The following is a 24,697-nucleotide window of genomic DNA, read 5'->3' on the forward strand; positions in this document are numbered from 1 at the left end:
GTTTCCCCCTTGATTGAATGACCCGCATGAAAGCTATCGTCTGTTTATGACAGCAACAAGACCATTTTTAACACTTTGTTAATATTTTTAGCAGGGGATCAAATTTTTGTATCATATCGGGACAATTAAAATAAAAACCCCGGCCTGTGGTGAAACAGACCGGGATCATTGAGAAAGGGTTTGAGCGTCTATGTTCCGAATCGGGTTCAGGATAAACCGAAAGACGGCTTGATTTTAAACCCGGATAGGGCGGCTTTGGATCATTCCATCACCCAGCCATGGCTGACGATCAGGGATTGCCCGGTCAGTGCCTTTGATTGGCTGCCTGCGAAAAACAACACCGCCTGTGCCACATCTTCCACGGTGGTGAATTCCCCATCCACGGTATTTTTCAGCATCACATTTTTGACGACATCATCCTCGCTGATGCCCAGGGCCTTGGCCTGTTCGGGGATCTGCTTATCCACCAAAGGCGTGCGTACAAAGCCGGGGCACACCACATTGGCCCGCACATTATGCTTGGCCCCTTCCTTTGCCAGCACCCGCGCCAATCCCAAAAGCCCATGCTTTGCCGTAACATAAGCCGATTTCAGGGGTGAGGCTTCTTTGGAATGAACCGAGCCCATATAAATGATCGAGCCGGATTTCGCCGGATACATATATTTCAAACAGGCTTTGGTGGTGAGAAAGGCACCATCAAGATGCACGGCCAGCATCAATTTCCATTGATCGAAGGGAAACTCTTCGATGGGATGGACGATCTGCACCCCGGCATTGCTGACCAGACAATCGATCCGCCCATAGGTTTGATGCACTTTGTCGATGCCCGCATTCACCTGATCTTCTTTGGTGACATCCATTTCGATGGCCAAAGCCCTGCCGCCCTGAGCGATGATCTCATCGGCGGTTTTTTGGGCGGCATCCATTTTCAGATCGGCGATCACCACCGTTGCCCCTTCCTTTACAAAGGCAAGGGCGATTTCCTTGCCAATGCCGCTGGCTGAACCGGTGATGATGGCGATCTGATCTTTAAAGCGGGTCATAAACTATCCTTTTGAAATCGAATGATTGGGGGCAGGGGGCAAAGCCACCGATGCCATGGTTGCATTGTTTTCAGGAAGCTTTCAGGGGTGCGGACTGCTTCTTTTTTATCTCGGCTATCAGGCGATCATGGATCACATCGAAAAGCCGCACGCCCTTGTTTTCATGATTGGGCGCAAGCCAGGGCTGGGCTTCCATGGTGATGCGGGCATCGGATAAGCCCTGTTGCCAGCGCCTGTCCATGGTTGTGCGGCTGAAATCATAATCCTTCGATGCGCCTTGTGGCTCTGTGGGCCGATAAATGATTTGCACGATATCCATTTCGGTTACGCAGCCATGGGCATAAAGGCGTTTGGCCTCGGGGCTATCGGCCAGTTCCTTGGGCAGAAGCTTATGCAATTCATTGATGGCGTGGCGCACATCATGTTTTTGCGCAAAGGCATCGGTATTCACCCGGGTGCGGCTGCTATAGCGGATATCCTTTTCCCGTTCCGATACCATATTCAGATCCTGGGGCAGGGGGCCAAAGGCTTGAAATACATCGACCTGAAAGGTCAATCGGCTGCGGCGGGGATAGTAATCAAGCACATATTGCAAGGGCGTGTTGGAAACCAGCCCGCCATCCCAATAATATTGGCCATCGATTTCAACCGGCGGAAAGCCGGGCGGCAGGGCACCGCTGGCCATGATATGTTCGGGCCGAATGGTGATATCGCGATTATCGAAATAGGCAAAACGACCGGTTTCTACATTCACCGCCCCCACGCTGAGGCGCATTTCATCGGGATGATTGATACGCTCGAAATCCACGAGATCAAGCAGGGTTTGCTTTAAGGCATCGGTGGAATAATAGCTGCTGGGCTTTTCCGGGGCCAGCCAATCGCTAAGGCTGAGGGGCTTGAAAAATCCCGGCTGGCCAAACATCAAAGCCATATTGGCGCCAAGGGATTTTTGCAAAACGCGCAAAGGGCCGGATGGTGCTGCGGGCCAAAGGGCGGTGGGGGCGGTGATCAGGCTCCAGAAATCACGCAAGCGGGCCACCCGATCCTTAGGCTCATTGCCGGCGATGATCGCGGCATTGATGGCCCCGATGGAAATCCCCGCTACCCAATCAGGCTGATAATCCGTGCCGTCCATCGCTTCATACACACCGGCCTGATAGCTGCCGAGCGCGCCACCCCCTTGCAGAACGAGGGCGGTTTTCTTGTCATAAGCGGACGCTTTGGTTTTCGAATTCATCTGAGCCATAAAAAATCCTGCGTGAGTGATGCCTTTAAATAGGTGAGGTCATAGGCATTTGCACTATGCGCCCTTAAATGTGATCCTGATTTGTCATATGATAGGATGCGGCAGCCGATTCTGGTGGTGCGATGCGATTGCGCCTACGACCGGATCGCCTTTATAAAGCGTGCAGATTGTGACGATCCGATGATTTCAGAGCAGGGAGAGAGCCGTGGCGGAATTCAGACTGAACGGAAAAGCAGTATCGGTGGATGCCCCCGATGAGACCCCGCTTTTGTGGATCATCCGCGATGAACTGGGCCTTATGGGCACCAAATTCGGCTGCGGCATCGGCCAATGCGGGGCCTGCACCGTGCATCTTGATGGCACAGCCACCCGTTCGTGCATCACGCCGCTTTCCATGGCACAGGATCTGGATGTTACCACCATCGAAGGCTTGTCGGCTGCGGGCGACCATCCCTTGCAACAGGCATGGGTGGATGAGCAGGTGCCCCAATGCGGCTATTGCCAATCGGGCCAGATCATGCAGGCGGCCCAGCTTTTGGCCGATGTGAAAAATCCCACGGATGACGATATCAATCAGGCGATGAGCGGCAATCTGTGCCGGTGCATGGCCTATGCGCGCATCCGGCGGGCCATTAAAAAGGCAGCCGAAATGACCCCAATGAATGCGGAGACGACGAATGGCTGATTTGAGCACGCGCATCGAGCAGAGCGGGGCAACGCGGCGCCAGTTTCTGGTGGGGTCTGTTGCCGGTGGGCTGATGATGGCTTTTGCCGCCCGCACCTCGGTTTTGGGTGCAGCCAAAACATTGGGCGAAGGGGCTTATGCCCCCAGCATCTGGGTTCAATTGGGGCCGGATGGCCGCATTCTGGTGAATATCGCCAAGGCGGAAATGGGCCAGCATGTGGGCACGGCGCTGGCCCGCGTGGTTGCCGAAGAACTGGAAGCCGATTGGGCGGATGTTGAGATCGTGCATGTGGATAGCGATCCCAAATGGGGCTATATGGTCACGGGCGGTTCCTGGTCGGTGCACACCACATTCGATCAGCTGTCCCGCGCCGGGGCGGCGGGCCGCATTGCCATGATCGAGGCCGGGGCGCGCTTGCTTGATGTATCGCCCGATCAGTGCATCGCCCGCCAAAGCACGGTGATATGCAAGGATCAAAAGATCAGCTATGCCAAAATCGTGGCCGCAGGCGCGGTGGATCGCAGCTTTTCCGATGAGGAACTGGCTGCCCTTAGCCTGAAGCCCGCCAGCGAAAGGCGGATTTTGGGCAGCCCCGGCACGGCGCTCGATATTCCGGAGAAAACCACCGGGGCGGCGCGCTATGGCATTGATGCGGCGGTGGATGGGATGGTTTATGCGCGGCCGGTTTTGCCGCCCACCCGCTATGGCTCGGTGATCCAATCCGTGGATGACGGCGCGGCCAGGAAAATCCCCGGCTATCTGGAAACCATCCGCATTGATGATCCATCGGGCACCTGCCAGGGCTGGTTGGCGGTGATTGCCACCAGCATCCACGCCGCGAATAAGGCGGTGGATGCCCTGAAGGTGACATGGCAGCCCGGCCCGAATGCCAAAGTGGATGAACAGGCTCTGCTCGATGAAGGCGACCGACTTGTGAATGATCCCGAAAGCGGAGCTTTATGGGTGCGGGAAGGCGAGGTGGATCAGGCTTTCGCGAGGGCGGCATCGGTGGTTGATACCACCTATCGCACCCATAGCGTGCTGCATTTCCAGCTTGAGCCGGTCAATGCGCTGGCCTTTGAAAAGGATGGGCATTGGCATATCCACACCGGCAATCAATGGCAATCCCTGATCCTGCCCGTGGTGGCCAAAGCCTTGGCGGTGACGGAAGATCAGATCACCTTGCACCAATATTATCTGGGGGGTGGTTTCGGGCGCAGGCTTTATGGCGATTATATCATCCCCGCAGCCCTGACCGCGAAGGCGGTGGGAAAGCCGGTGAAGATGATTTTCACCCGTGCCGATGATACGGGCTTTGATTGCGCCCGTTCGCCTTCGGTGCAAAAGGTGCGAACCGCCCTTGATGATCAAGGCACGCCGATTGCCTATGATCATGCGGCGGCCGCTGGCTGGCCGACTTATTCCATGGCCCCGGGCTTTCTGGCCGAAAAGATCGAAGGCGGCGGCAAGGTCGATAGTTTTTCGATCAGCGGGGCCGATCATTGGTACAGCATCGAAAACCAGCGGGTGCGGGCGATCCGCAATGATCTGGTGCAGGAAAGCTTTCTGCCCGGCTGGCTGCGATCCGTGGGGCCGGGATGGACAGGGTGGGCCGTTGAGCAGCATATGGATGAAGTGGCCCATGCGGCAGGCGTCGATCCCGTGGCATTTCGCCTGTCTCTGCTCGATGGCAAGGGCCGCAATGCGGGCGATAGTCCGGCGAATAGGGGCGGAGCCCTGCGCTTGAAAGCGGTATTGGAACGCGCTGCCGAAAAGGCCGGATGGGCGGATCGCGGGTCTTTGCCCGAGGGCGAGGGGATGGGGGTTGCCACCTGTTTTGGGCAGGAACGGGCCATGCCCACTTGGGTTGCCTGCATTGCCCATGTGGCGGTGGATAAAAAGTCCGGCGCTGTGCGGGTGAAGCGACTTCTGTCCGTGGTGGATGCGGGCACCATCGTGCATCCCGATGGGGCGCTGGCGCAGATGGAAGGATCAAGCCTTTGGGGGCTTTCCATGGCGCTTTATGAAGGCACGGCGTTCAAAGATGGGATGATGGCGGATCGCAATCTTGATCGCTATACCCCCCTGCGCATGGATCAGGTGCCTGACCTTGATATCGAATTCATGGACAATGATCATATGCCATCGGGCCTGGGCGAACCGGGGGTGATCGTTGTGGCTCCGGCCATTGCCAATGCCATTTTTGCTGCCACCGGCGTGCGCTTGCGCGATCTACCTATGCGTGCGGCGGATGTGAAAGCGGCATTGTCGGGCTGACACTCGATTGTCATTTTTAATTTACAGTTTATTAACGGCCTTCTTCTACAGATTGTTTCTATATATGTCGTCTGTGTTGCAATGCAGCATAGACTATGTTAGGAACAGTATGTGTGAAAGGGACGTTTACAATTTATGCGTGTGAATTTTGTGTCAAATTTTTTAGGCGGCAATGGTGGCGGCCACAGGGGTCATCAAAACTCTGTACTGCGTGCTTTGGATCAAAGCTTTGCCGTGATTGAGTTCAAAATCGATGGAACCATCATCACGGCCAATGAAATTTTCCTGAAGGCCATCGGCTATCGGCTCGATGAAATCAAAGGCAAGCATCACCGCATTTTCGTTGATCCCGATTTGGCCAAAAGCCCGGACTATGCCACTTTCTGGGCATCGCTGGCGAAAGGCCAGGCGCAATCCGCCATTTTCCAAAGGCGGCGTAAGGATGGCAGCAAGCTATGGTTGCAGGCCAGCTATGCGCCGGTACCCGATCAGCAGGGCCGGGTGACAAAGGTGGTGAAGCTGGCCACCGATATCAGCGAGATCGAAGAACGCAATATCGATGCGGCTGGGAAACTGATGGCGTTGGATCACTCTCAGGCGCTGATCGAATTTGATCCCACAGGCCTTATTCTGGATGCCAATCAGAATTTTCTGGATGTGGTGGGCTATCAGCTTGATGAAATCAAAGGCCAGCATCACCGCTTGTTTGTGGATGAAGCCTATGCGCAATCGCGCGACTATGCTGATTTCTGGGCCAATCTGGCCGAGGGCCGCCATGAAAGCGGGGAATTTCCCCGGCGCACCAAAGATGGCGGCATGGTTTGGTTGCAGGCCACCTATAATCCGATTGCTGATCGGGATGGCCATATCGTGAAGATCGTCAAATTCGCCAGCGATATCACCGCAGGCAAACTGGCCAGCGCGGAAAGTGATAGCAAGCTTCAGGCCCTTGATAAAGCGCAGGCGGTGATCGAATTTGATCTCGATGGCACGATCATTACGGCGAATGATAATTTTCTGGCCGCCATCGGCTATCGGCTTGATGAAATCAAAGGCAAACATCACAGCCTGTTTGTGGATCCGGCGCATCAATCATCGCAAAGCTACAAGGATTTCTGGCGCGATCTGGCTTTGGGCAAATATCAAAGCGGCGAATATAAGCGCTTGGGTAAAAACGGACAGATCGTGTGGCTGCAGGCGACCTATAATCCGGTTTTGGGGCCGGATGGCCGCCCGATCAAGGTGGTGAAATTTGCCACGGATATCAGCACCATGGTTGAAAAGCGCGAACAGCAAAGCAAAGTTGCCGATGAATTGGATGGCGCGCTGACCCATATTCAGCAGGCCATCGGTAAGGCTTTGGCCAAGGGCACTTCGGTGGCAAGTGCTGTGGGGCAAACCGACGGCACGGTGCAGGCGGTGGCGGCAGCGGCCGAGGAACTGCATGCAAGCTTCGTGCAGCTTGCCCAGCATGTGATGCAAGCGGGAACCGTGGTCAGCGTTACGGCGCGCGATGCCGCGGATGCCGATAAGGCGACGACGGATTTGAGCACGGCTGCCGAAGCGATGAACAAGATCGTGGGCCTGATCGATGATATTGCCTCGCAGATCAATCTGCTGGCCTTGAATGCCACGATCGAGGCGGCGCGTGCGGGTGAGGCGGGCCGGGGCTTTGCCGTGGTCGCCAGTGAGGTGAAATCCCTGGCCAATCAGGTGGCCAGTGCCACCGGCCAGATCGGCAGTGAAATCACCCGGATGCAAACCGTTTCAAAGGATGTGGTGAGCAAGCTTGGTGCCATTGGCGATGCGGTGCGGAATATGGAATCAAATATCAATGAAATTTCCGCCTCTATCGAGGAACAAAGCGCCGTGACCGAGGATATTTCCCAGAATATGCAATCGGCGGCCACGGCTGTGGAGCAGGCATCCATCGGTATCAAGGATCTGGAGGGTGATATTTCAGGGGCATCGGATCAGGCCCGCAATGGTGCCGCAATTTACCAAAAAATGCGCGACACGCAATTATGAAGAACAAGCGGCTCTGAACTCATGGGTTCAGGCCGCATCCTGCGCCAGCTTTGCCAGAATGTCGGCAGCCCGGGCATATGGCTTTTTCGTTAGCTTGAAAACATGCGCCGGGCGTGCCTTGTGATCGAACCACAAGGCCCCGGCGACGATTGCTGGTCTGTGGGCGATCAGCCAAAGGGCGGTATCGGCGCCTTGTTCGGGGCTGCGCAGGATCGCGGCCAGAAATTTGCGAAAGAGCGGCAGGCTTTTTTGCACGCCATCGGTATCCACCCAGCCGGGATGCATGCTATAGGCGCGGATGCCGTTTATCTGGCTCCACTGATCCGATAGGGTGATCATCGCACGTTTATGGCTGGCATAGCCCGCAGCCCCATTGAAATGATCCTTTGATTGTTCCAGAAAATAGAGATTCTGGGGCAGGGTATAAAGCCCGCCGGATGCCATATTCACGATCGCCCCGCCATCGCCCAAAAGCTTGTTATTGATCAGCCCTTCGGTCAACCGATAGGGATTGAGCAGATTGACCGCATACATCAGATCATGGCCATCTGCCGTTTGCTGATAGCGATGGTTCAAAATTCCCACATTATTGATCAGGGCATCGATTTTTATGCCGTTTTGCGTCATCTGCTGAATCAGATTTTTAATCTCATCGGCTTTGGAAAAATCGGCTTTGAGGGGGATGAAATCCCCCGGCTGCGGGCTGAGCCTGCGGGCGATGGCATCGAGCTTTTCTGCATTGCGGCCAATCCCATAAACCCGGGCCCCATTGCGGGTGCACAGATCGGCGATAGCCGCCCCGATGCCGCCGGTAGCCCCGGTGATCATGATGTTTTTACCCAAAAGCTGCGGGTAGCTGAAGCTTTGGGAACCGCCATGGGCCTGATAGCCCAGCTTGGTGAAAGAAAAGAGAAAGCGGCCGAAAAAAAGCCCGGAATTGACGATGGGGGGCGGCTGATCCCTTGATTGCGGCGTGATGTTCAGAGTGTCTGTCATGATTGAAGCGTTCCATTTTGTTTGCCCATAATCCCCTTACGCACCAGATCGCTGATCAGACGACCCATCCCATGTTTCCATCCGCCCCCTTTCCATCCGCCCCCTTTCAATCTACCGCGCAGTCTTTCAACGGGATCAAAGGATCGGCGATCCGGGCCGGATCAAGGCGGCTGGCTTTGGCGATCAGGGATTTTCCCTGAATAAAATCCTTCGTTTGGTTGATCGCCTCAACCGCCCGGATATGATCATCGACCAGATGCACAAGGCTGATGCAGTCCCCATCTGTGGAATGGCGAGCGATCATCTGATGGGATGGCGCGTTCACATCTGTGGGGATCAATCCTGCGCTTTGCAGCTTATAATGATATTGATCCGACCAGAACCAGGGCGTGGGCCGATAGCGGGTGGGGATGCCCAGAATGTTTTGGGCCACAACTTTGGCCTGATCCACGGCATTTTGCACCGATTCCAAACGAATAAGCCCTGCATCGGGATAAGGAAAACGGGTGCAATCGCCACAGGCATAAATATCGGGGACCGATGTTTCGCCATATTCATTCACCAGAATGCCATCATCGGTTTTGATCCCGGCGCTTTCGGCCAGCGCTGTTTCCGGGCTGCTGCCAATCCCGGCAAGAATCAGATCGGCGGCTATCTGCTGATCCGATGAAATCCGCAAATGATAGCCGCTCATCTGCTGCTCGATCCCCACAAGATAAGCCCCCAGATGAAAATGCACGCCCATGGCCTCGTGTTTTCTTTGCAAAAAATCGGCAATGAAGGGCGAAGCCGTGCGCGATAACAGGCGCGGAGCGATGTCGATCACATTGACCCCAGCCCCCATGGATACCGCTACAGACGCCACTTCAAGCCCGATATAGCCGGCCCCCATGATCGCCAGCCTGATCCCGGGCTTCAGCCTTGCCCTGAGCGCCAGAGCATCATCAAGGCTGCGCAGATAATGCACGGGCAGGCCCTTTGTCATAGCCGGGGGTAGGGTTTTGGCCCGGGCCCCGGTGGCCAGAACGAGCCGATCATAGGCCAGAACGCGGCCCGCCGCATCGCGGATTTTCTTGCCAGCCGCATCGATGGCGCAGGCCCGAAAGCCGGTGAGGAGGTGGATGCCCTTGTCCTCGTAAAAAGAGGGCGGGCGCAGGAAAAGCGCCTCCGGCTCGACCTCATCCTTCAAAAAGGCTTTTGACAGCGGCGGACGTTCATAAGGCGGCATGGCTTCATCGCCTATGAGGGTGATGGCGCCGCCAAAGCTTTTGGCATTGGCAAGGCTGATGGCGGTTTGCGCCCCGGCCTGACCGCCACCCTTGATGACCACATGCTGCATATCTCACCTGTTTCTGATCAGAATAGTTTGAATGTGATGGATGATTGCTTCCACCCTTATGATGAACGGGTTAGCATGAAAACATGGGCGCTTCATCATCGAGTGCGGATATCATGTCAAAAACCAGCGATCCACAGGATCGGCAGCCAGCGGCTAAAGAAGAAAGCGCGACCGGCGCCCCTCATGAGCGGGAATTGCGCTTGGCGCTGGTGTGTTATGGCGGGGTTTCGCTCGCTGTTTATATGCACGGGATCACCAAGGAAATCTTGAAACTGGTGCGGGCCTCGCGGGCAAGCCATGATGCGCGTACCCTTTCGGTGGGGGGCGAATGCAGCTATGAGGATGCAACGCCGGGTATTCGGGATGAAACCGATAGCGAGCGGATTTATTATGAATGTCTGTGTGGCATCAGCCTCGATGTTGATCTGCGGGTGGTGGTGGATGTGCTCGCCGGGGCCTCAGCCGGGGGCATCAATGCGGTGATGCTGGCCCGGGCGCTTGCTTATGATCTCTCCCTCGATCCCCATCGCGATTTATGGCTCAATCTGGCCGATGTCACGGAATTGCTTGATCCCATGGGCCGGGCGGGCCTGTGGTCAAAGCCCTATATGCGGCCTTTTTTATGGACCTTGGGGCAGTGGCGCAAAAAACGCGCCGAAGAATTGGGGGCTTTGGGGCAGGACCCTGAAGTGACGGAGAAAATTTCGCTGTTCACCCGTTCGCGCTGGTTCGAGCCACCCTTTTCCGGGGTCAGAATGAGCCAGATGATGCTGGATGCGGTGGTGGCCATGGGGGGGTCGGATGGTGGCCCGCAATCGTTATTACCTCGGGGGCAGGCGCTTGATCTTTTTGTCACCACCACCGATTTCTGGGGCCATCGCGAAGCCATCACTTTGCATGATCCGCCTTTGATCGAGGAACGCGAGCATCGCCATACTTTGCGGTTTTCCTATGTGCGGCAGGCCGATGGCACGGTCATCAGCGATATGGGGATGGATGATCGGGCATCATTGGCGTTTGCCGCGCGGGCCACAAGCTGCTTTCCCGGGGCCTTTCCGCCGGCGCGTTTGGCGGAAATGGATGCAGTGGCCAAAGACCGAAAAATATCATGGATCGGGCGCGCGGCATTTTTGGAACAGAATTTTTCCGATCTGATCGATGCCGGTGAAGACCCCGAAGATGCCGCTTTCATCGATGGCAGCGTTTTGATGAACAAGCCGATTTCTTTGGCGATTGAAGCCGTGCAGAGCCGGGCCGCGCATCGGGAAGTGGATCGTCGGCTGGTTTATATCGAGCCCAATCCCGAAGTGCGGCGCAGCTTTGCCCGTGAAATTCCGGGCTTTTTCAAAACCATCAAGGCGGCGATGTCGGATATTCCGCGCAATCAGCCGATCCGCGATGATCTGGAATGGCTGGCTGAATTCAATCGCCATGTGCGCCTGCAAAGGCAGGTGGTGGAGGCGGTGCGCCCCAATGTCATGCGGATGATCACCGCATTGATGGGTGAACGCCTTGATGCCGCGCCCGATGCGGGACGGCTGATCACCTGGCGCGGCACCGCCAATGAATCCGCCGCGCGCGATGCCTCTTATGCTTATGATGGCTATGCTCGGGTTAAGGTTTTGTCGGTTTTATCGGATGTGGCGGAAAAGGTGCAATATTGCGCGCGCTTACGGGATCGCATGCTATCTGAGGCGATGATCGATGAATGGGCTTGGCGCACCGGTGTGCGCCCGGTTGGCAATGCCTCGCAGCAAAGCCAGAATAGCGATGGCGTGATCTGGATCCGGTTTTTGCGGCGCTTTGATGTGCGCTATCGCATTCGCCGGATGCGTTTCATGATCCGCCGGGTGAATGAGCTTTATCGCGAATTGCTGCGCGATGATGGGGCCTGCGACCCCCGCCTGGCCCGGGCCTGGCTCAATAGCCTGAAGGCCAGCCTTTATCGTCATGTGGATGAGATCCGAAATCGCGATCAATGGCCGCGCTGCGATGCTGCCACCAATGGCCCGGCAACCAATCAGGCTGCGATTGATGCGCTGATGGAGCAGATGGCGGCGCAGATGAATTTACCGGCAGCAGATATCGATCTCGATCAGCTTTTGGCGCAGGCAGGCACGCATTGCCCTGATGCCTATCTTTGGCGGGAATTGGTGATCGCCTATCTTGGCTTTGCTTATTATGATGTGCTGACCTTTCCCATGTCGCACTGGAAATCTTTGGATGAGCTTGATGATATCAAGGTTGATCGGATTTCGGTGAATGATGCCAACAGCCTGCGCAAAGGCAGCTCGCGCGAGCTTTTGAAGGGCGTGGAACTGGGGAATTTCGGGGCCTTCTTCTCGCGAAAATTCCGTGAAAATGATTATTTATGGGGTCGGCTCACGGGGGCAGAGCGTTTGATTGATATTCTGGCCACTGCCGCCCCTGAAGCCGTGCAATCGGGCAATTTCAATATCATGGAAATGAAAAAGCGCCTGTTTTTATCGATTTTGGATGCCGAAGCCCCGCATCTGACCTTGATCCGCGATGAAATCAAATCCCTGCGCCTTGATGCGCAAAAGATGTGATAGCTAGCCTGAACCTCGCATGATGCTTTTGTTCTTTTGCTCCAACATGGCCTGAAAGTCCCGATAAAGTGCCAGAATTCATGATCGATCTTTTAAGCATGGCTGCCCTGCTTTCAGTGGCGGCGATTGTGGCCGGGCTTTTGGCCGGGCTTTTGGGGATCGGTGGCGGCATTATCATGACCCCGATCCTGTTTCAGGTTTTTTTGCTCCAAGGGGCGGCGGCGGATTGGCGGATGCATATGGCAGTGGCCAGTTCTTTGGCGATCATCGCCCCCACAACATTTGCCTCGGCCCGCGCCCATGCCCGCCATGGATCGGTGGATCATCAGCTTGCCCGGCTTTGGGTGCCTGCCGTATCCATGGGGGCGGCGGTGGGGGCCTTATCCGCCCGTTTCATGCCGGGTGATGTCCTGGTTCTGCTCTTTTCCGGCTTTGCTTTCTTTATGGCGATCAAGATGCTTTTGCCTTTGGATGGGATGCGCCTCAAGGCCGAAATGCCCAAAGGCCCGGCAGGAACAGTGGCCCCGTTTGTGATTGGCAGCCTTGCCAGCATGATGGGCATTGGCGGTTCCACCTTTACCGTGCCTTATCTCACTTTATTCGGGGTGCCGGTGCATCGGGCCCTGGGCACGGCGGCGCTGGTTGGCTCTTTGGTAAGCATCGTGGGGGCGGTGGGTTTTATCATCAGCGGCTGGTCGGTGGCGACAGGGATGCGCACTATGCTCGGCTTTGTTCATCTGCCATCGGTTTTGCTGATGGTGCCTTTGGCGGTGCTGGCGGCACCCTATGGCGCGCGGCTGGCCCATCGGCTGCAAAGGCGGACCCTTTCGATCCTTTTTGGCTGTTTTCTGATGCTCACATCGATCCGCCTGCTATCCACTTTGTGGTGACATGATCTGAAAGATTTCATAGGGCGTAAGATGGATATGACGATGTGACAGGAGTTTTGCCCCCATGCCAGCGCCCACCCATCCTGCCGCCAAGGCGGCCCAAAATCCATCTGCACCAATGGGTTCAGACGGGATCATCGATCTGATGGCTTATTTTTCCGCGCCGCGCTTTTGCCGGGGATTTGTTGAAGATATGCGCGGGCAGATGCGGCGGTTCACTGCTGAATTCAAGGCACAGGCAAAAGATGACGCTTTGTTGATCGATGAGCAGATGATCTATGAAGATGGCGAGCGTTTTGAACGCTGCTGGCAGATGATCAAGGCCGATGGGGGCTGGTCGGCCAGGGCCGAAGATGTGGTGGGCAAGGCGCGCATCATCCGGGCGGGCAGCATGGCCGCCATCTGGCGCTATCGGCTTGATCATGCGGGAAAATCGGGAACGATCCGGGTTGGTTTGCGCGATCATATGGTGTTGCTGGGGGATGGCCTGATGGCCAGTGATACCAAAATCACCAAATTCGGCCTGCCTATTGCGCGGGTCTGGGCGCTTTATAGCCCGCTGTGAGGGGCTTTTTATCATTTTTTGGCTGATCCGATGGCGTGGCTGGTCTTGCCTTTCGAGGGTGTTCGGGCCTAAACCGATGTCTCGATGACATGCCGTTTTGGGGATCAGCTATGCCATATGGTGAAAAAGATGCCTTCGTAGCCTTTGATCGGGTGGGCTATCAGGATTGGAAGGCGCTGATCGAGCAGGGCCTTGATGCGCGATCTTTTTCCAAGGTGATGGAAAGCACCAGCCCGGATGGCTTTGTTATCGCCCCCCTTTATTGCCGCGATCATCCAAAGCCTGATCTTGATCCCGCCCATCTTTATGCCCCGATCAGATGCCGCTTGGGCGATGCCCGGGGCTGGCAGATCCGCCAGCGGATCGATCATCCCGATCCGGTGCGCGCCAATGCCCAGCTTTTAAAGGATCTGGAGCGCGGTGCCACCCATTGCCTGCTCAGCCTTGATCCCATGGCGGAAAAAGGGGTTGCGGTGGGGGATCTGGATGATCTGGATCGGCTTCTTTTGGATGTGGATTTAAATCTTGCCCCGGTTTATCTGGATGCCGGGCGGTTTGGGCCTGCTGCTGCTGCGCTTTTGCTGGCCTTGTGGGATCGGCGCGGGCTAACAGGTGCCCACATGGCGGGTGGATTTGGGATCGATCCTTTAGGCGCGCTGGCCGAAGGTGGCAGCCTTTTATCGTCCTTGCCCGATGCGATGAAGGAAGCCGGGGCGATTGCCGCCCAATGCCATGATCGCACCCCCCATATCCGGGCGCTTTCCGTGAGCAGCCGGGCTTATCACGGGGCGGGGGCAAGCCCGGCACAGGAATTGGCCATCGCTTTGGCCTGCGGGCTTTCTTATCTTCGATGCGCTGAAAAAGCGGGTCTTTCGCTTGTGGATGCCGCCCGGCAGATCAGCTTCAGCCTGATGGCGGATTGTGATGTCACCTTAACGATAGCCAAATTCCGGGCCATGCGGCTTTTATGGTCGCAGCTTCTGGCCGCCTGCGGGGTGGATGAGCAGGCGATTGATCTGGCGGCTGAAACCGCGCCACGGATGATCAGCCGCTATGATCCCATGGTGAATGTGCTGCGGGCCACCATCGCCTGTTTTTCTGCGGCCATTGGCGGGGCCGGGGCGATCACCGTGCTGCCCCATAGTGCGGCGCATCGCCATGCTTCAGGGGTGCCGGATGATTTTTCCCGGCGCATTGCGCGCAATGTGCAGATCATTCTTGCGGAAGAAAGCCATCTGGACAAGGTCATCGATCCGGCGGGCGGCTCCTTTACCATCGAGGCGCAAACCCATGATCTGGCGCAGGCGGCCTCGCAGATTTTCCGCAAAATCGAACAACAGGGTGGGATGGAAAAGGCCTTGTGTTCGGGGATGATCGCGCAGCTTCTGGATGAAAGCTGGTCGGCATTGGCCAAAAATCTGGCAAGCCGCAAACAGCCGATCACCGGTGTTTCGGAATTCCCAAACCTTGATGAACCGCCGGTGCCCCTTGATCCTGTCGATCAAGAAGCTTTGGCCAGCCAAATGGGGGGGCAAACCGGGGGGCAAATGGGGGGGCTTTCGGCGCGCGATGATGCGGCAAGGCTTGATCCTTTACCCTTCCGCCCTTTGGCGCAGGATTATGAGCATCTGCGCGCCAGAGCCGATGCCAAAGCTGCTGCCAAAGCTGCTGATAGTGGCGGGCGGCCACGCATATATCTGGCGGCTTTGGGGGCGCTGGCCGATCATGGAGCCCGGCTCAACTGGGTGCGCAATGCTTTTGCAACCGGCGGCATTGCTGCCATTGCCGGTGCGGGGGGGATGGAGCCCGAGGCCATCGCCCAAGCTTTTGCCGGATCGGATGCCCCAGAAGCGGTGATCTGTGGCACCGATGCCCATTATGCCGAGCATGGGGCGGCTTTGGCCCGGGCTTTGAAAAAGGCGGGGGCGGGCTTTGTGTATCTGGCGGGCAGAGCCGGTTCTGATGAGGCGGAACTGCGCGCCGCAGGGGTTGATGCCTTTATCCATCAGGGGATCGATCTGGTGAAGCTATTGGGCGCGGCCCATGATCGCTGGGATCAAAAGGATCAAAAAGATCAGGATGAAGGAGACAGATCATGAGCGCCATCCCCGATTTTGCCGCCCTTGATCTGTTTGCGGGCCAAAGCGCTGCGCATCAGCCTGCCCATCCAGATAAGGATGCACGGGATGAGCCGGCTTTTCTCACCCCGGAAGGGATCGAGCTCAAACCCCTTTATGATGAACAGGATCGCGCTGGCCTTGATTTCATTGATGGGATGCCCGGCTTTGCGCCCTTTTTGCGCGGGCCATATCCTAGCATGTATGTGGAGCGGCCCTGGACCATCCGGCAATATGCGGGCTTTTCCACGGCCGAAGACTCAAACGCCTTTTACCGCCGCAATCTGGCGGCGGGGCAAAAGGGCCTGTCGGTCGCTTTCGATCTGCCCACCCATCGGGGCTATGACAGTGATGACGAGCGGGTGGCTGCCGATGTGGGCATGGCCGGGGTGGCGATCGATTCTATTTATGATATGCGGCAATTATTCGCCGGTATTCCCCTTGATCAGATGAGCGTTTCCATGACCATGAATGGCGCCGTGCTGCCCATTCTGGCGCTTTTTATCGTGGCGGGCGAGGAGCAGGGAGTTTCACCGCGTGCGCTTTCGGGCACCATTCAAAATGATATTTTGAAAGAATTTATGGTGCGCAATACCTATATCTATCCGCCCGCGCCTTCGATGCGGATCATTTCCGATATTTTCTCTTATACATCCCAACAGATGCCGCGCTTCAATTCAATCTCGATCAGCGGCTATCATATGCAGGAAGCCGGGGCCAGCGCCGATCTTGAATTGGCCTATACCTTGGCGGATGGCATAGATTATGCCCGCGCCGGGATCGCTGCCGGGCTGGATATTGATCGTTTTGCGCCGCGCTTGTCGTTTTTCTGGGCGATTGGCATGAATTTTTTCATGGAAGTGGCCAAGATGCGGGCGGCCCGGCTTTTATGGGCCAGCCTGATCCAGAAAAATTTCCAGCCGAAAAATCCCAAATCCCTGTCTTTGCGCACCCATTGCCAAACATCGGGTTGGTCGCTCACCGCCCATGATGTGTATAATAATGTAACCCGCACCTGTATCGAAGCGCTGGCTGCCACCCATGGCCATACCCAATCCCTGCACACCAACAGCTTTGATGAAGCGCTGGCCCTGCCCACCGATTTTTCTGCCCGGATCGCGCGCAATACCCAGCTTTTGATTGCGCAGGAAAGCGGCACCACCCGCAGCATCGATCCCTGGGGCGGCAGCTATTATGTGGAGCGGCTGACCCATGATCTGGCGATCAGGGCCATGGCCCATATCAATGAGGTGGAGGCCGAAGGCGGCATGGCCAAGGCCATCGAGGCGGGCATCCCCAAAATGCGGATCGAGGAAGCCGCCGCCCGCACGCAGGCGCGGATCGATTCCGGCCGCCAGACCGTTGTGGGGGTGAATAAATATCCCCTTGATGAAAACGAGGATATCGATGTTCTAAAGGTTGATAATGCGGCTGTGCGCAAAGGCCAATTGGAAAAATTGCAGGCGCTGAAGGCGGAGCGTGATCAGGATGCGGTGCGCATAGCCCTTGATGCCATGAGCCAAGCGGCCCAAAGCGGTGCGGGCAATCTTTTGGCTTTGGCCGTGGAGGCCGCCCGGGCCAAGGCCACAGTGGGGGAGATGTCCTTGGCCTTGGAAAAGATTTATGGCCGACACAAAGCGCAGATCAGGGCGATCGAGGGGGTTTATAAAAACGCCATGGGCAAGGATAATGGAAAGATAGAAGCGGTTCTTGCAAAGGTTGAGGATTTTCTGGAGCAGGAGGGCCGCAGACCCCGCATCCTGATCGCCAAAATGGGACAGGATGGCCATGATCGCGGGCAGAAGGTGATTGCCACCGCTTTTGCCGATCTCGGTTTTGATGTGGATATCGGCCCGCTGTTTCAAACACCAATGGAAGCGGCGCGGCAGGCGGTGGAAAATGATGCCCATATTGTGGGGGCCAGTTCCTTGGCGGCGGGGCATCTGAGTCTGGTGCCCGCGCTGCGCAAAGCCTTGGCTGAATTGGGCCGCGAAGATATTATGATCGTGGTGGGGGGGGTGATCCCGCCTCAGGATTATGAAGCGCTTCATCAGGCCGGGGCCAAAGCCATTTTCGGGCCCGGCACGGTGATTGCCGATGCGGCTTCTACCTTGCTCGATGATTTGAAGGAAAATCTTGCGGCCCGCAGCCGCCCATGATCGGGGCCATTAACCCTCAATTTAATGGATGGCATTGGGGCGATAAAAAAGTCCAAGGCGAAAGCTTTCGGCGATCATGCTGGCCTTTTCCACAAAAATCGCTGCACAGGCGGGCGGGCACTCCGCATAAGCCGTTTCCTCGAAAAGCTGTAGCCAGATGGCAAAATCGCTTTCCGCCAAATTCGTGATTTTGGCATGGGTGGCCATGGGGCGGCCCTTGAAGCGGGCGGTTTTCAGCATGATCGATGACCAGAAATCGCACATTTTATCCAGATGCTCGGGCCAGGGCTGGCTGATCGATTGCGCAAATAACGGGCCAAGGCGCGGGTCTTCGCGCACTTTTCCATAAAAGGCGTGCACAAGCCGGCGGATCATCGCCTCATCAATATCGGGATGAAGGGGCAATCGCGGGCTTCTGGTTTCGCCAGGCATGGGGAGCTTTGTCATGATTGATCTTTTTTCATGCGTCATAAGGGGCTCTGTCTATCATCTGAAACGCATTTCGGCCATCACAGCTTGCTGAAACTGCCTGCGAATGATCGACGCATCCCTTGAAGCTGTTTATGATCGCCTCAATGAATTGGCAGAAAGGTGTTCGGATTGTGAGATGGGTGTTGAGAGGCGTTTTTTTTGCGGTGGTTTTTGGGCTGGCTTTAGTGGGGCCCGCTGATGTGTCTTTGGCGAGCACGCAAGATGCGCCGCCAACCCCTGAAGCATCGACCCCCGAAGCCACTGACCCTGAAGCCAATGACCCTGAAGCATCGACCCCCGAAGCACCTGAAGCCAATGACCCTGAAGCATCGACCCCCGAAGCACCTGAAGCCAATGACCCTGAAGCATCGACCCCCGAAGCAACAGACCCTCAAGCCCCTGAGACTGAAGCAAGCGAAAATGAACCCCTTGATTTCGTTAGGGTATATGAGGCGGGCAATTATGAGCAGGCGGCGCTTTTGGCGCAGGCCGCTTTGGATCAGGGTAATCTGGAGCGGGATCGCCGGGGCCGGGCATGGCTGGCGGTGGCCAAGGCGCATGTGCTGGCCAATCGCCATGAGGCGGCGCGCGAAGCCCTTGATAAGGCTTTGGCGTTTCTTGATGCCCCGGCGGAAGCCCATTATGAGCGGTTTTTGCTCGCCTATACCCAACGCGATTGGATACCCGCCGCCCAGGATTTGAAGGCTTTGGCCGGGGTTCGCCCCGATCTTGCCCGCCCCGTGCACACAGCAGCGGTGATGGCCATCAAAAATGGCGTGATCGGTTTGGGCCGCGAAGATCTGGCCTTTGATCTGTTGCTGGCTTTAAGGGATGCGAATTATAGCGGAGCGCCTGCCGATGCCCGGCCCGATGCCCTTTATCGCGATCTTGTGCAAATGCTGGGGGTGCGGGGGCGCTTGTTTGAAGCCGAAGCCCTGCTGAAAGCAATTTATGAAACGGATCTGGTCGTTGGCATGATGGTGGATCGCCGTTTTTCCTCCCTTTGGCGCAGTCTTGATACCCTTTATGGCACGGCGGCGGCGATCACCGCGCGGGAGCTTGAATTCATCGCGCAGGTGCGGCAGGGCAACAGCAATTCCCTTGTCCTCATTCGTCAGCATATGAAAGATTATCGCCGCCACGGCTTATCGGATCGGGCCGTGCAATTGGGGGGGGCGGTGATGCAGGCGGTGGATATGCGCCAGCTTTCCGGCCCCCTTGGCGCGCAGATTTTATGGGTGGCCAATGAACTGGCTTATGCGCTTTTGGATATCGAGGAAACCGAAGCAGCCATCAGCCTTTTGGGCCAGATCGCAGCCCTTGATCCGGCGCGCATTCCGGGCCTTGTGAACCAGCAGATCAATTATGCTGCCATTCTTTTGGGGGAGGGGCGCTATCAATCGGCCCTTGATGCGGCACCACGGGCGGAATTTGGCTCGATTTCCCGCTATGGCCAGTTTTTCATCCGCCAGATTGCCGTTTGTGCCTATGAAGCAATGGGCGAGCCTGATCAGGCTTTGGCCGCCCTTGGGCCTTTGCTGGAACAGCCGATGCTTAATCCTCGGGCAACGCAGATCGCCCTTTTATGCCTTGATGATCTGGATCGGGCGGCGGCGCATCTCATTGATCGTTTGGATCGGGAGCAAACCCGCGAAGATGCTTTGCTGGCTTTGGTAAAGCCCGATCTTTCCGCGCTTCATGCGCCTTTTTTCCAGACCCTGCAGGCGCGCTTTGAGCAATTGCGCAGGCGTGAGGATGTGCTGGATAAACAGGCAGAGGTGGGGCGGCAGGTGTTTTTCCGGCTCAGGCCCATTTATTGGGGCGCATTTTAAAGCCATTGGGGGCTGGGCACGGCATGGAAAACGCAAAATCCAAGACATGGGACGAACAAGGCCTGAACGATCTGGCCGCCGCCGTGCGGGCTGGGGATCGGGCGTCTTTGGCGCGGGCCATCACATTGGTGGAAAGCCGCCGCAGTGATCATCTGGCAGCCGCCCAATCGCTTTTGACCCGCCTGCTACCCGAAACCGGAAAAGCCCATCGCATCGGCATTACCGGGGTGCCCGGCGTTGGGAAATCAACTTTTATCGATGCTTTTGGCAGCAATCTCACAGCGATGGGCAAAAAGCTGGCGGTGCTGGCAGTTGATCCCTCATCGGGGCGCAGTGGCGGTTCGATCTTGGGGGATAAAACCCGCATGGAAAAGCTGGCTGTTGATCCCTGTGCCTTCATCCGGCCATCGCCATCATCGGGGGTTTTGGGGGGGGTGGCCCGTGCCACCCGGGAAACGATCCTGCTGTGCGAAGCCGCTGGATATGATGTTGTTCTGGTGGAAACGGTGGGGGCCGGGCAATCGGAATATGTGGTTGCCGATATGGTTGATCTGTTTTTGGTGCTGATGCTGCCGGGGGCTGGGGATATGCTGCAGGGGATCAAAAAAGGCGTTCTTGAACTTGCCGATATCATCGCGGTGAATAAAGCCGATCAGGCCCCCGATCAGGGGCGGCGGGCGGCCCGCGATTATGCATCGGCCCTGCAGATCATGACCGCTGCCGATGCCCCGTGGAAGCCGCCGGTGCTTTCGATTTCCGGCCTTTTGAACCAGGGCCTTGATGATCTGTGGGCGCAGATGCAGCAGCATCATAAAATCATGATTAAAAGCGGTTTATTTCATGAGCGGCGGCAAGAACAGACAATCAAATGGATGTGGGCAATGGTGGAAGATCGTTTGCTCAGCCGGTTTCGCGCTAACCCTGAGGTGAAAGCGGCCTTGCCCGATCTGATGGCTGATGTGAAAGACGATCGCATCACCGCAACCCTCGCCGCCGAAAAGCTTTTGGCGCATTTTGGCATGGGCGATTTCATCTGAAGGCATCCGCAAAAAAAGGGACGGTCCTTTGTGGGGACCGTCCAGTTTTGCCTGGCATGGGCTTGGGGCTGGGGTGATGGGATGCCAGGCAAATGGTGATGCAACTCTCGTACTTATCTTTACGCGGCCATAAAGAAGATGGATCAGCGGCACCGCATTTTTTGTCGATTTATCGCGCTTTTGGTTGCAATCGATCACCAAGCCCAAAAGCCCCGACACGGCAAGGCGCGGCGGGGCTGGTTTTTTTGTAGGATAGAGAGGCGGGGTCAGTGCATCTTGCTGTCATCGCACGGATGTTGCGATCCCACCAGTTCTTCCAGATTGAGGGCTGCGCTATTCAGCAAAAGCGCAACCAGCTCGATATCCATGCTTTTGGCCTCATTGGCCAATTCGCTGATTTTTTTGTGGAAATCAAGCAATGTATCGCGGGATAATTCCGGTATCTTTATGATATCATTATACATTTTCATAGGCCTCTTTCAACAGGGCTTCGATTTCAGGGGGCAGGGCATCGCGCGCTGGCAAGGATGCGGGGCGCCCGGATGATTGCAGCAAAACGGATGGGCAGTGATTTTCATAGCCGCCCAGATTGGGCCGATGCAGCCGATAGCCGATCAGATCCTGAAGCTCTTTCGGCAAGTGGCGTGCTTCATCGGGGGGATAGGCAAGGAATTGATTTTCATAGCTTTTAAGCCAGCCAAGGCTATAGCTCACGATGATCCCGGTGCGGTGGGTGCGGGCGATATTGGCGCCGCCGGCATGAAGGGTTGAGCCTAAAAAGATCAGTGCCGATCCCGCAGGCATTTCCATGATTTCGGGCATTTGGCTGGCATCGGGATCGTGCAGCTTTCCATCCTGCCGATGGCTACCCGGCCAAAGCCGCGTGGCCCCATTCTCGGCGGTGAAATCATCGATCGCCCAGAGCACATTGATCAGAAATTCATGGGCCTTATGAGGCGTTGGCCACATATCTTCATCACGATGGGGCGGTTGTTGCGGGGCATTCGCGTGGATGCGCACCGCCTGTGTCAGATTGAGCTGATAATAATCGCAATGTGGCCCCAGAATCTGTTCGTTCAGATCCTTGATGAAAGGATGGGTGATCAGGGGCTGGATGGCGGGTGTTTTGGTGAGCAGACGGCCAAAGCGCGTGGTTTGATAGCCATAAAAATAGCCCTCACAACGCGGTGTTTGCAAAAACCATGGCTCCAGTTCGGTCCGCAGGCGCTTTAAGGTGGTTTGGGCCATCAGATTGTTGCAGATGACATAGCCATCCTTGCATAATTTTTCGATCAGCGCGCTGTTGTCTTGCGCTTTGCTCATCAGGCTATTTGGCAATGCTGCCATTGATGATCTCCCTTTAATGGGCGAAGGTTTTTCATTGTGATTTAAGCGGCAATTCTGATCTGATCAGCCATGCGCATCAGGGGCAGGGTCATTTTGAAATGGCTGCTCAAAGCATCAAGGCCATGGGGGCTGACCTGCAATTGCCAGGCGCTGATGATGTCGGTTTCAGTTGGGCGCGGCAGGCCCAGGGGCAGCAAAGTCAGCCCCACACGCAGCATCGAAGGGATAAAGCCGGTGCTTGTGACAAAGCTTAAAGCCCGCACATCGCGCAGCAGGCTATATTCAAGGCAGGCGGTGACCAGCTTTGAAATTTCATAGGATCGCCGGGCGGGGGAGCGCATCTGGGGTGAAACGCACATGCGGCTGATTTCAAGGATATCGGGCGCACGGGGCGCCCCCCCATGGCACAGATCGTCAAAATATTCCGACATCAGATGCGGCTGATCTGTGGGCAGCAGGCGGGTTGATGACAGCACCCTTTGGTTGCGGATCGAAATGAAATAGGTGGCGTGATCATCAAATTCATCGCGTTCGATCAGGCCTTGAGCCGGGATCGACCATCCCAGTTCATCGATGAACACAGTTTTTCTGTGTTGCAATGTCTGATTGATCAAAGCGGAAAATTCCGCATGTTGCTCGGGCGGAATACAGATCACCATGATAGTGCTCCCTCATAATAGCGGTGAAGAGGGATAACTGTATCAGGGATGGACGGTGGCTGTTCTTCCCATAGGTTTATAGGTTGACGGCCTGAAAAGCCTGTTTATAGAGTTAATTTACAAATCTGTAGTACTATGTGCTTTGATTATTCTCTAATGAGTAGAAAAACACAAGTGGAATTTTTTCAGCTTTCTTCCAAGGGGGAATTTTTAAATAAACAGTAATCTATTGTACAATAAACCTGTAATTATTTAAAAGATGGATGCTGACAGGACCAAAAACACATGAACGCCTGATCCCCAAAGGCAGGTCATTGCGTTTGTAAAAATTCATCCTAAGCGTGAGAATTTACATGTTTAAAGGGAGGGAGATTGGCTTTTTGAGGGCCGGTGCGCCATGGTCAAGGGTGGTGTGACAAGATCAGGCCCTGTGACATCGAGAAAGGCGATTTCATTCATGAAAAGCGCCTGCACCACGGCTTGGACCCGGGTGGCGACGCCCAAACGACGCATTGCGGCCGTGACATGGGAGGTAGCGGTATGGCGGCTGATCGATAAAATCGTGCCAATGGTCCAATCGCTTTTTCCCTGCGCCACAAGTTCAAGGCAACGTTTTTGCTGGGCGGTTAAAAGCGGGGATTTTTTTGGGAACCGGCTGGCGGCACAGAATCGGCGGCCGGTTTCATAAAGATAAAAAGCCATCAGATGGATGGCGCTGATCACATCAGGATCAATCTGTTCTTTGTGGATCACCGAGCAGGAGGCGGTTACAGTTCCATGGGAATGGATGGGGATGCTGAACCCCACATCGAGGCCAAATTCACCTGCACAATTAAGAATTTGATGCTGTTTTGCATTGAGCGAATGTTTCCAGGCCGGATCATCCCAGCGCCATGGCAAAGTGCGTGTTTCGCTGGAAGATAAAACCGGATCATCAAGATCAAAGCGGTTTTTGATGAAGGTCGCAATCCATTCTTCGGGATAATTATGAAGGGCAAAAGCGGTGTGATCCGCTTGCCCCGGAATGCTATGAGACAGGCAGGCAAAATGTTCACAGCCCAGTTCGGCAATGGTCGTTTCAAAAACAGACCCAGCTTCATCAAGGCTGTGGCATCTTTGAACCGTTTCAATGAAATTTTGAACAATGGCAAAATGAACCATCTATCCCTAACGCGGCCTCCCTGTTCCATCCCGTTAAAGCATCCTATGGCGCCTGATGCTTTTATCGTGTGCAGATATGCCTCATCATTTGCCTATTAGTAAATATTTTTCGCTTTCGCACAATCAATCATAGATTGTTATTTGCGATTTTTATGCAAGATTGGGATAAAGTTTTGTTTGTCAGATCATGCGCCGCGCCGGGCAGAGGTCAGCAAAAAAGAATGGATCCCTGTGTGTTGGGGCTGTGATATGATGGGTGCGGGCGGGAGATCGT

19 protein-coding genes are annotated in these 24,697 nt (G+C 55.8%); 10 read left to right on the forward strand and 9 right to left on the reverse strand.

Annotated elements, in window-relative coordinates; all coding sequences use genetic code 11:
* Nucleotides 1-260: 260 nt before the first annotated feature.
* The gene (locus AQ1_RS06555) at nt 261-1,043 is read right to left on the reverse strand and encodes a 3-hydroxybutyrate dehydrogenase (RefSeq protein ID WP_042085503.1); all 783 of its coding nucleotides are present in this window, start codon (nt 1,041-1,043) and stop codon (nt 261-263) included.
* Between the two features lie 70 nt (nt 1,044-1,113).
* Nucleotides 1,114-2,289, reverse strand: a complete 1,176-nt coding sequence (locus AQ1_RS06560; protein ID WP_042085505.1) for a DUF3734 domain-containing protein — start codon at nt 2,287-2,289, stop codon at nt 1,114-1,116.
* Between the two features lie 205 nt (nt 2,290-2,494).
* Between AQ1_RS06560 and AQ1_RS06565 the strand changes: the two genes are divergently transcribed.
* From AQ1_RS06565 to AQ1_RS06575, 3 genes are all read left to right on the forward strand, one after another.
* Nucleotides 2,495-2,974 carry a (2Fe-2S)-binding protein gene (locus tag AQ1_RS06565; RefSeq protein ID WP_042085508.1) on the forward strand — a complete coding sequence of 160 codons (480 nt, stop codon included), beginning with the start codon at nt 2,495-2,497 and terminating at the stop codon, nt 2,972-2,974.
* Nucleotides 2,967-5,252 (forward strand): xanthine dehydrogenase family protein molybdopterin-binding subunit, encoded by a 2,286-nt coding sequence (locus AQ1_RS06570; protein ID WP_081837131.1) that lies wholly within the window; start codon nt 2,967-2,969, stop codon nt 5,250-5,252. Before AQ1_RS06565 ends, AQ1_RS06570 begins: the two co-directional genes overlap by 8 nt.
* Nucleotides 5,253-5,486: 234 nt before the next feature.
* Entirely contained in the window at nt 5,487-7,280 is a 1,794-nt protein-coding gene (locus AQ1_RS06575) for a methyl-accepting chemotaxis protein (protein ID WP_313981493.1), read from the forward strand.
* 27 nt (nt 7,281-7,307) lie between these two features.
* Here AQ1_RS06575 and AQ1_RS06580 read toward each other — a convergent pair whose 3' ends face one another.
* A complete protein-coding gene (locus tag AQ1_RS06580) occupies nt 7,308-8,276 on the reverse strand; it encodes an SDR family NAD(P)-dependent oxidoreductase (protein ID WP_042085512.1) in 969 nt (322 codons plus the stop codon).
* 106 nt (nt 8,277-8,382) lie between these two features.
* Nucleotides 8,383-9,615, reverse strand: a complete 1,233-nt coding sequence (locus tag AQ1_RS06585) for an NAD(P)/FAD-dependent oxidoreductase (RefSeq protein WP_042085516.1) — start codon at nt 9,613-9,615, stop codon at nt 8,383-8,385.
* Between the two features lie 113 nt (nt 9,616-9,728).
* On the opposite strand from AQ1_RS06585, the gene AQ1_RS06590 reads away from it, so the two are divergent.
* From AQ1_RS06590 to scpA, 5 genes are all read left to right on the forward strand, one after another.
* The gene (locus AQ1_RS06590) at nt 9,729-12,185 is read left to right on the forward strand and encodes a patatin-like protein (protein ID WP_161760464.1); all 2,457 of its coding nucleotides are present in this window, start codon (nt 9,729-9,731) and stop codon (nt 12,183-12,185) included.
* An 80-nt stretch (nt 12,186-12,265) separates the two neighbouring features.
* Nucleotides 12,266-13,075: a sulfite exporter TauE/SafE family protein gene (locus tag AQ1_RS06595; protein ID WP_042085518.1), complete on the forward strand. Its 810-nt coding sequence runs from the start codon at nt 12,266-12,268 to the stop codon at nt 13,073-13,075.
* A 64-nt stretch (nt 13,076-13,139) separates the two neighbouring features.
* Nucleotides 13,140-13,640, forward strand: coding sequence for a DUF3833 family protein (locus AQ1_RS14465; protein WP_052371065.1), 501 nt, complete (start codon nt 13,140-13,142; stop codon nt 13,638-13,640).
* A 110-nt stretch (nt 13,641-13,750) separates the two neighbouring features.
* Nucleotides 13,751-15,739, forward strand: coding sequence for a methylmalonyl-CoA mutase family protein (locus AQ1_RS06605; protein ID WP_042085521.1), 1,989 nt, complete (start codon nt 13,751-13,753; stop codon nt 15,737-15,739).
* Entirely contained in the window at nt 15,736-17,916 is a 2,181-nt protein-coding gene (gene scpA / locus AQ1_RS06610) for a methylmalonyl-CoA mutase (protein WP_042085524.1), read from the forward strand. Before AQ1_RS06605 ends, scpA begins: the two co-directional genes overlap by 4 nt.
* A gap of 21 nt (nt 17,917-17,937) precedes the next feature.
* Here the strand turns inward: scpA and AQ1_RS06615 are convergent, their stop codons facing one another.
* Nucleotides 17,938-18,363 carry a group III truncated hemoglobin gene (locus tag AQ1_RS06615; RefSeq protein WP_042085626.1) on the reverse strand — a complete coding sequence of 142 codons (426 nt, stop codon included), beginning with the start codon at nt 18,361-18,363 and terminating at the stop codon, nt 17,938-17,940.
* A 164-nt stretch (nt 18,364-18,527) separates the two neighbouring features.
* Here AQ1_RS06615 and AQ1_RS06620 point away from each other — a divergent pair, with 164 nt between their 5' ends.
* On the forward strand, nt 18,528-20,219 hold the full coding sequence (locus tag AQ1_RS06620) for a dihydrolipoyllysine-residue succinyltransferase component of 2-oxoglutarate dehydrogenase complex (protein WP_152550396.1): 1,692 nt from the start codon (nt 18,528-18,530) through the stop codon (nt 20,217-20,219).
* 23 nt (nt 20,220-20,242) lie between these two features.
* On the forward strand, nt 20,243-21,256 hold the full coding sequence (meaB, locus tag AQ1_RS06625; protein WP_042085530.1) for a methylmalonyl Co-A mutase-associated GTPase MeaB: 1,014 nt from the start codon (nt 20,243-20,245) through the stop codon (nt 21,254-21,256).
* 266 nt (nt 21,257-21,522) lie between these two features.
* Here the strand turns inward: meaB and AQ1_RS06630 are convergent, their stop codons facing one another.
* From AQ1_RS06630 to AQ1_RS06645, 4 genes are all read right to left on the reverse strand, one after another.
* Complete coding sequence (locus tag AQ1_RS06630) at nt 21,523-21,720, reverse strand: hypothetical protein (RefSeq protein ID WP_042085533.1); 198 nt, start codon at nt 21,718-21,720, stop codon at nt 21,523-21,525.
* Complete coding sequence (locus AQ1_RS06635) at nt 21,713-22,603, reverse strand: phytanoyl-CoA dioxygenase family protein (protein WP_042085536.1); 891 nt, start codon at nt 22,601-22,603, stop codon at nt 21,713-21,715. Before AQ1_RS06635 ends, AQ1_RS06630 begins: the two co-directional genes overlap by 8 nt.
* Nucleotides 22,604-22,644: 41 nt before the next feature.
* Nucleotides 22,645-23,262 carry an acyl-homoserine-lactone synthase gene (locus AQ1_RS06640; protein WP_052371066.1) on the reverse strand — a complete coding sequence of 206 codons (618 nt, stop codon included), beginning with the start codon at nt 23,260-23,262 and terminating at the stop codon, nt 22,645-22,647.
* A gap of 357 nt (nt 23,263-23,619) precedes the next feature.
* Nucleotides 23,620-24,423 carry a LuxR family transcriptional regulator gene (locus tag AQ1_RS06645; RefSeq protein WP_042085539.1) on the reverse strand — a complete coding sequence of 268 codons (804 nt, stop codon included), beginning with the start codon at nt 24,421-24,423 and terminating at the stop codon, nt 23,620-23,622.
* Nucleotides 24,424-24,697 lie beyond the last annotated feature (274 nt).

The sequence above is a fragment of the Iodidimonas nitroreducens genome (genome assembly GCA_000710935.1).
GTDB lineage: Bacteria > Pseudomonadota > Alphaproteobacteria > Sphingomonadales > Rhodothalassiaceae > Iodidimonas > Iodidimonas nitroreducens.

Coding starts and splice junctions, on each gene's coding strand:
- AQ1_RS06645 (WP_042085539.1), bottom strand. CDS start 24,423: ATGGTTCATTTTGCCATTGTTCAAAATTTCATTGAAACGGTTCAAAGA.
- AQ1_RS06615 (WP_042085626.1), bottom strand. CDS start 18,363: ATGACAAAGCTCCCCATGCCTGGCGAAACCAGAAGCCCGCGATTGCCC.
- scpA (WP_042085524.1), top strand. CDS start 15,736: ATGAGCGCCATCCCCGATTTTGCCGCCCTTGATCTGTTTGCGGGCCAA.
- AQ1_RS06635 (WP_042085536.1), bottom strand. CDS start 22,603: ATGGCAGCATTGCCAAATAGCCTGATGAGCAAAGCGCAAGACAACAGC.
- AQ1_RS06555 (WP_042085503.1), bottom strand. CDS start 1,043: ATGACCCGCTTTAAAGATCAGATCGCCATCATCACCGGTTCAGCCAGC.
- AQ1_RS06570 (WP_081837131.1), top strand. CDS start 2,967: ATGGCTGATTTGAGCACGCGCATCGAGCAGAGCGGGGCAACGCGGCGC.
- AQ1_RS06595 (WP_042085518.1), top strand. CDS start 12,266: ATGATCGATCTTTTAAGCATGGCTGCCCTGCTTTCAGTGGCGGCGATT.
- AQ1_RS06560 (WP_042085505.1), bottom strand. CDS start 2,289: ATGGCTCAGATGAATTCGAAAACCAAAGCGTCCGCTTATGACAAGAAA.
- AQ1_RS14465 (WP_052371065.1), top strand. CDS start 13,140: ATGCCAGCGCCCACCCATCCTGCCGCCAAGGCGGCCCAAAATCCATCT.
- AQ1_RS06640 (WP_052371066.1), bottom strand. CDS start 23,262: ATGGTGATCTGTATTCCGCCCGAGCAACATGCGGAATTTTCCGCTTTG.
- AQ1_RS06605 (WP_042085521.1), top strand. CDS start 13,751: ATGCCATATGGTGAAAAAGATGCCTTCGTAGCCTTTGATCGGGTGGGC.
- AQ1_RS06580 (WP_042085512.1), bottom strand. CDS start 8,276: ATGACAGACACTCTGAACATCACGCCGCAATCAAGGGATCAGCCGCCC.
- AQ1_RS06585 (WP_042085516.1), bottom strand. CDS start 9,615: ATGCAGCATGTGGTCATCAAGGGTGGCGGTCAGGCCGGGGCGCAAACC.
- AQ1_RS06590 (WP_161760464.1), top strand. CDS start 9,729: ATGTCAAAAACCAGCGATCCACAGGATCGGCAGCCAGCGGCTAAAGAA.
- meaB (WP_042085530.1), top strand. CDS start 20,243: ATGGAAAACGCAAAATCCAAGACATGGGACGAACAAGGCCTGAACGAT.
- AQ1_RS06630 (WP_042085533.1), bottom strand. CDS start 21,720: ATGTATAATGATATCATAAAGATACCGGAATTATCCCGCGATACATTG.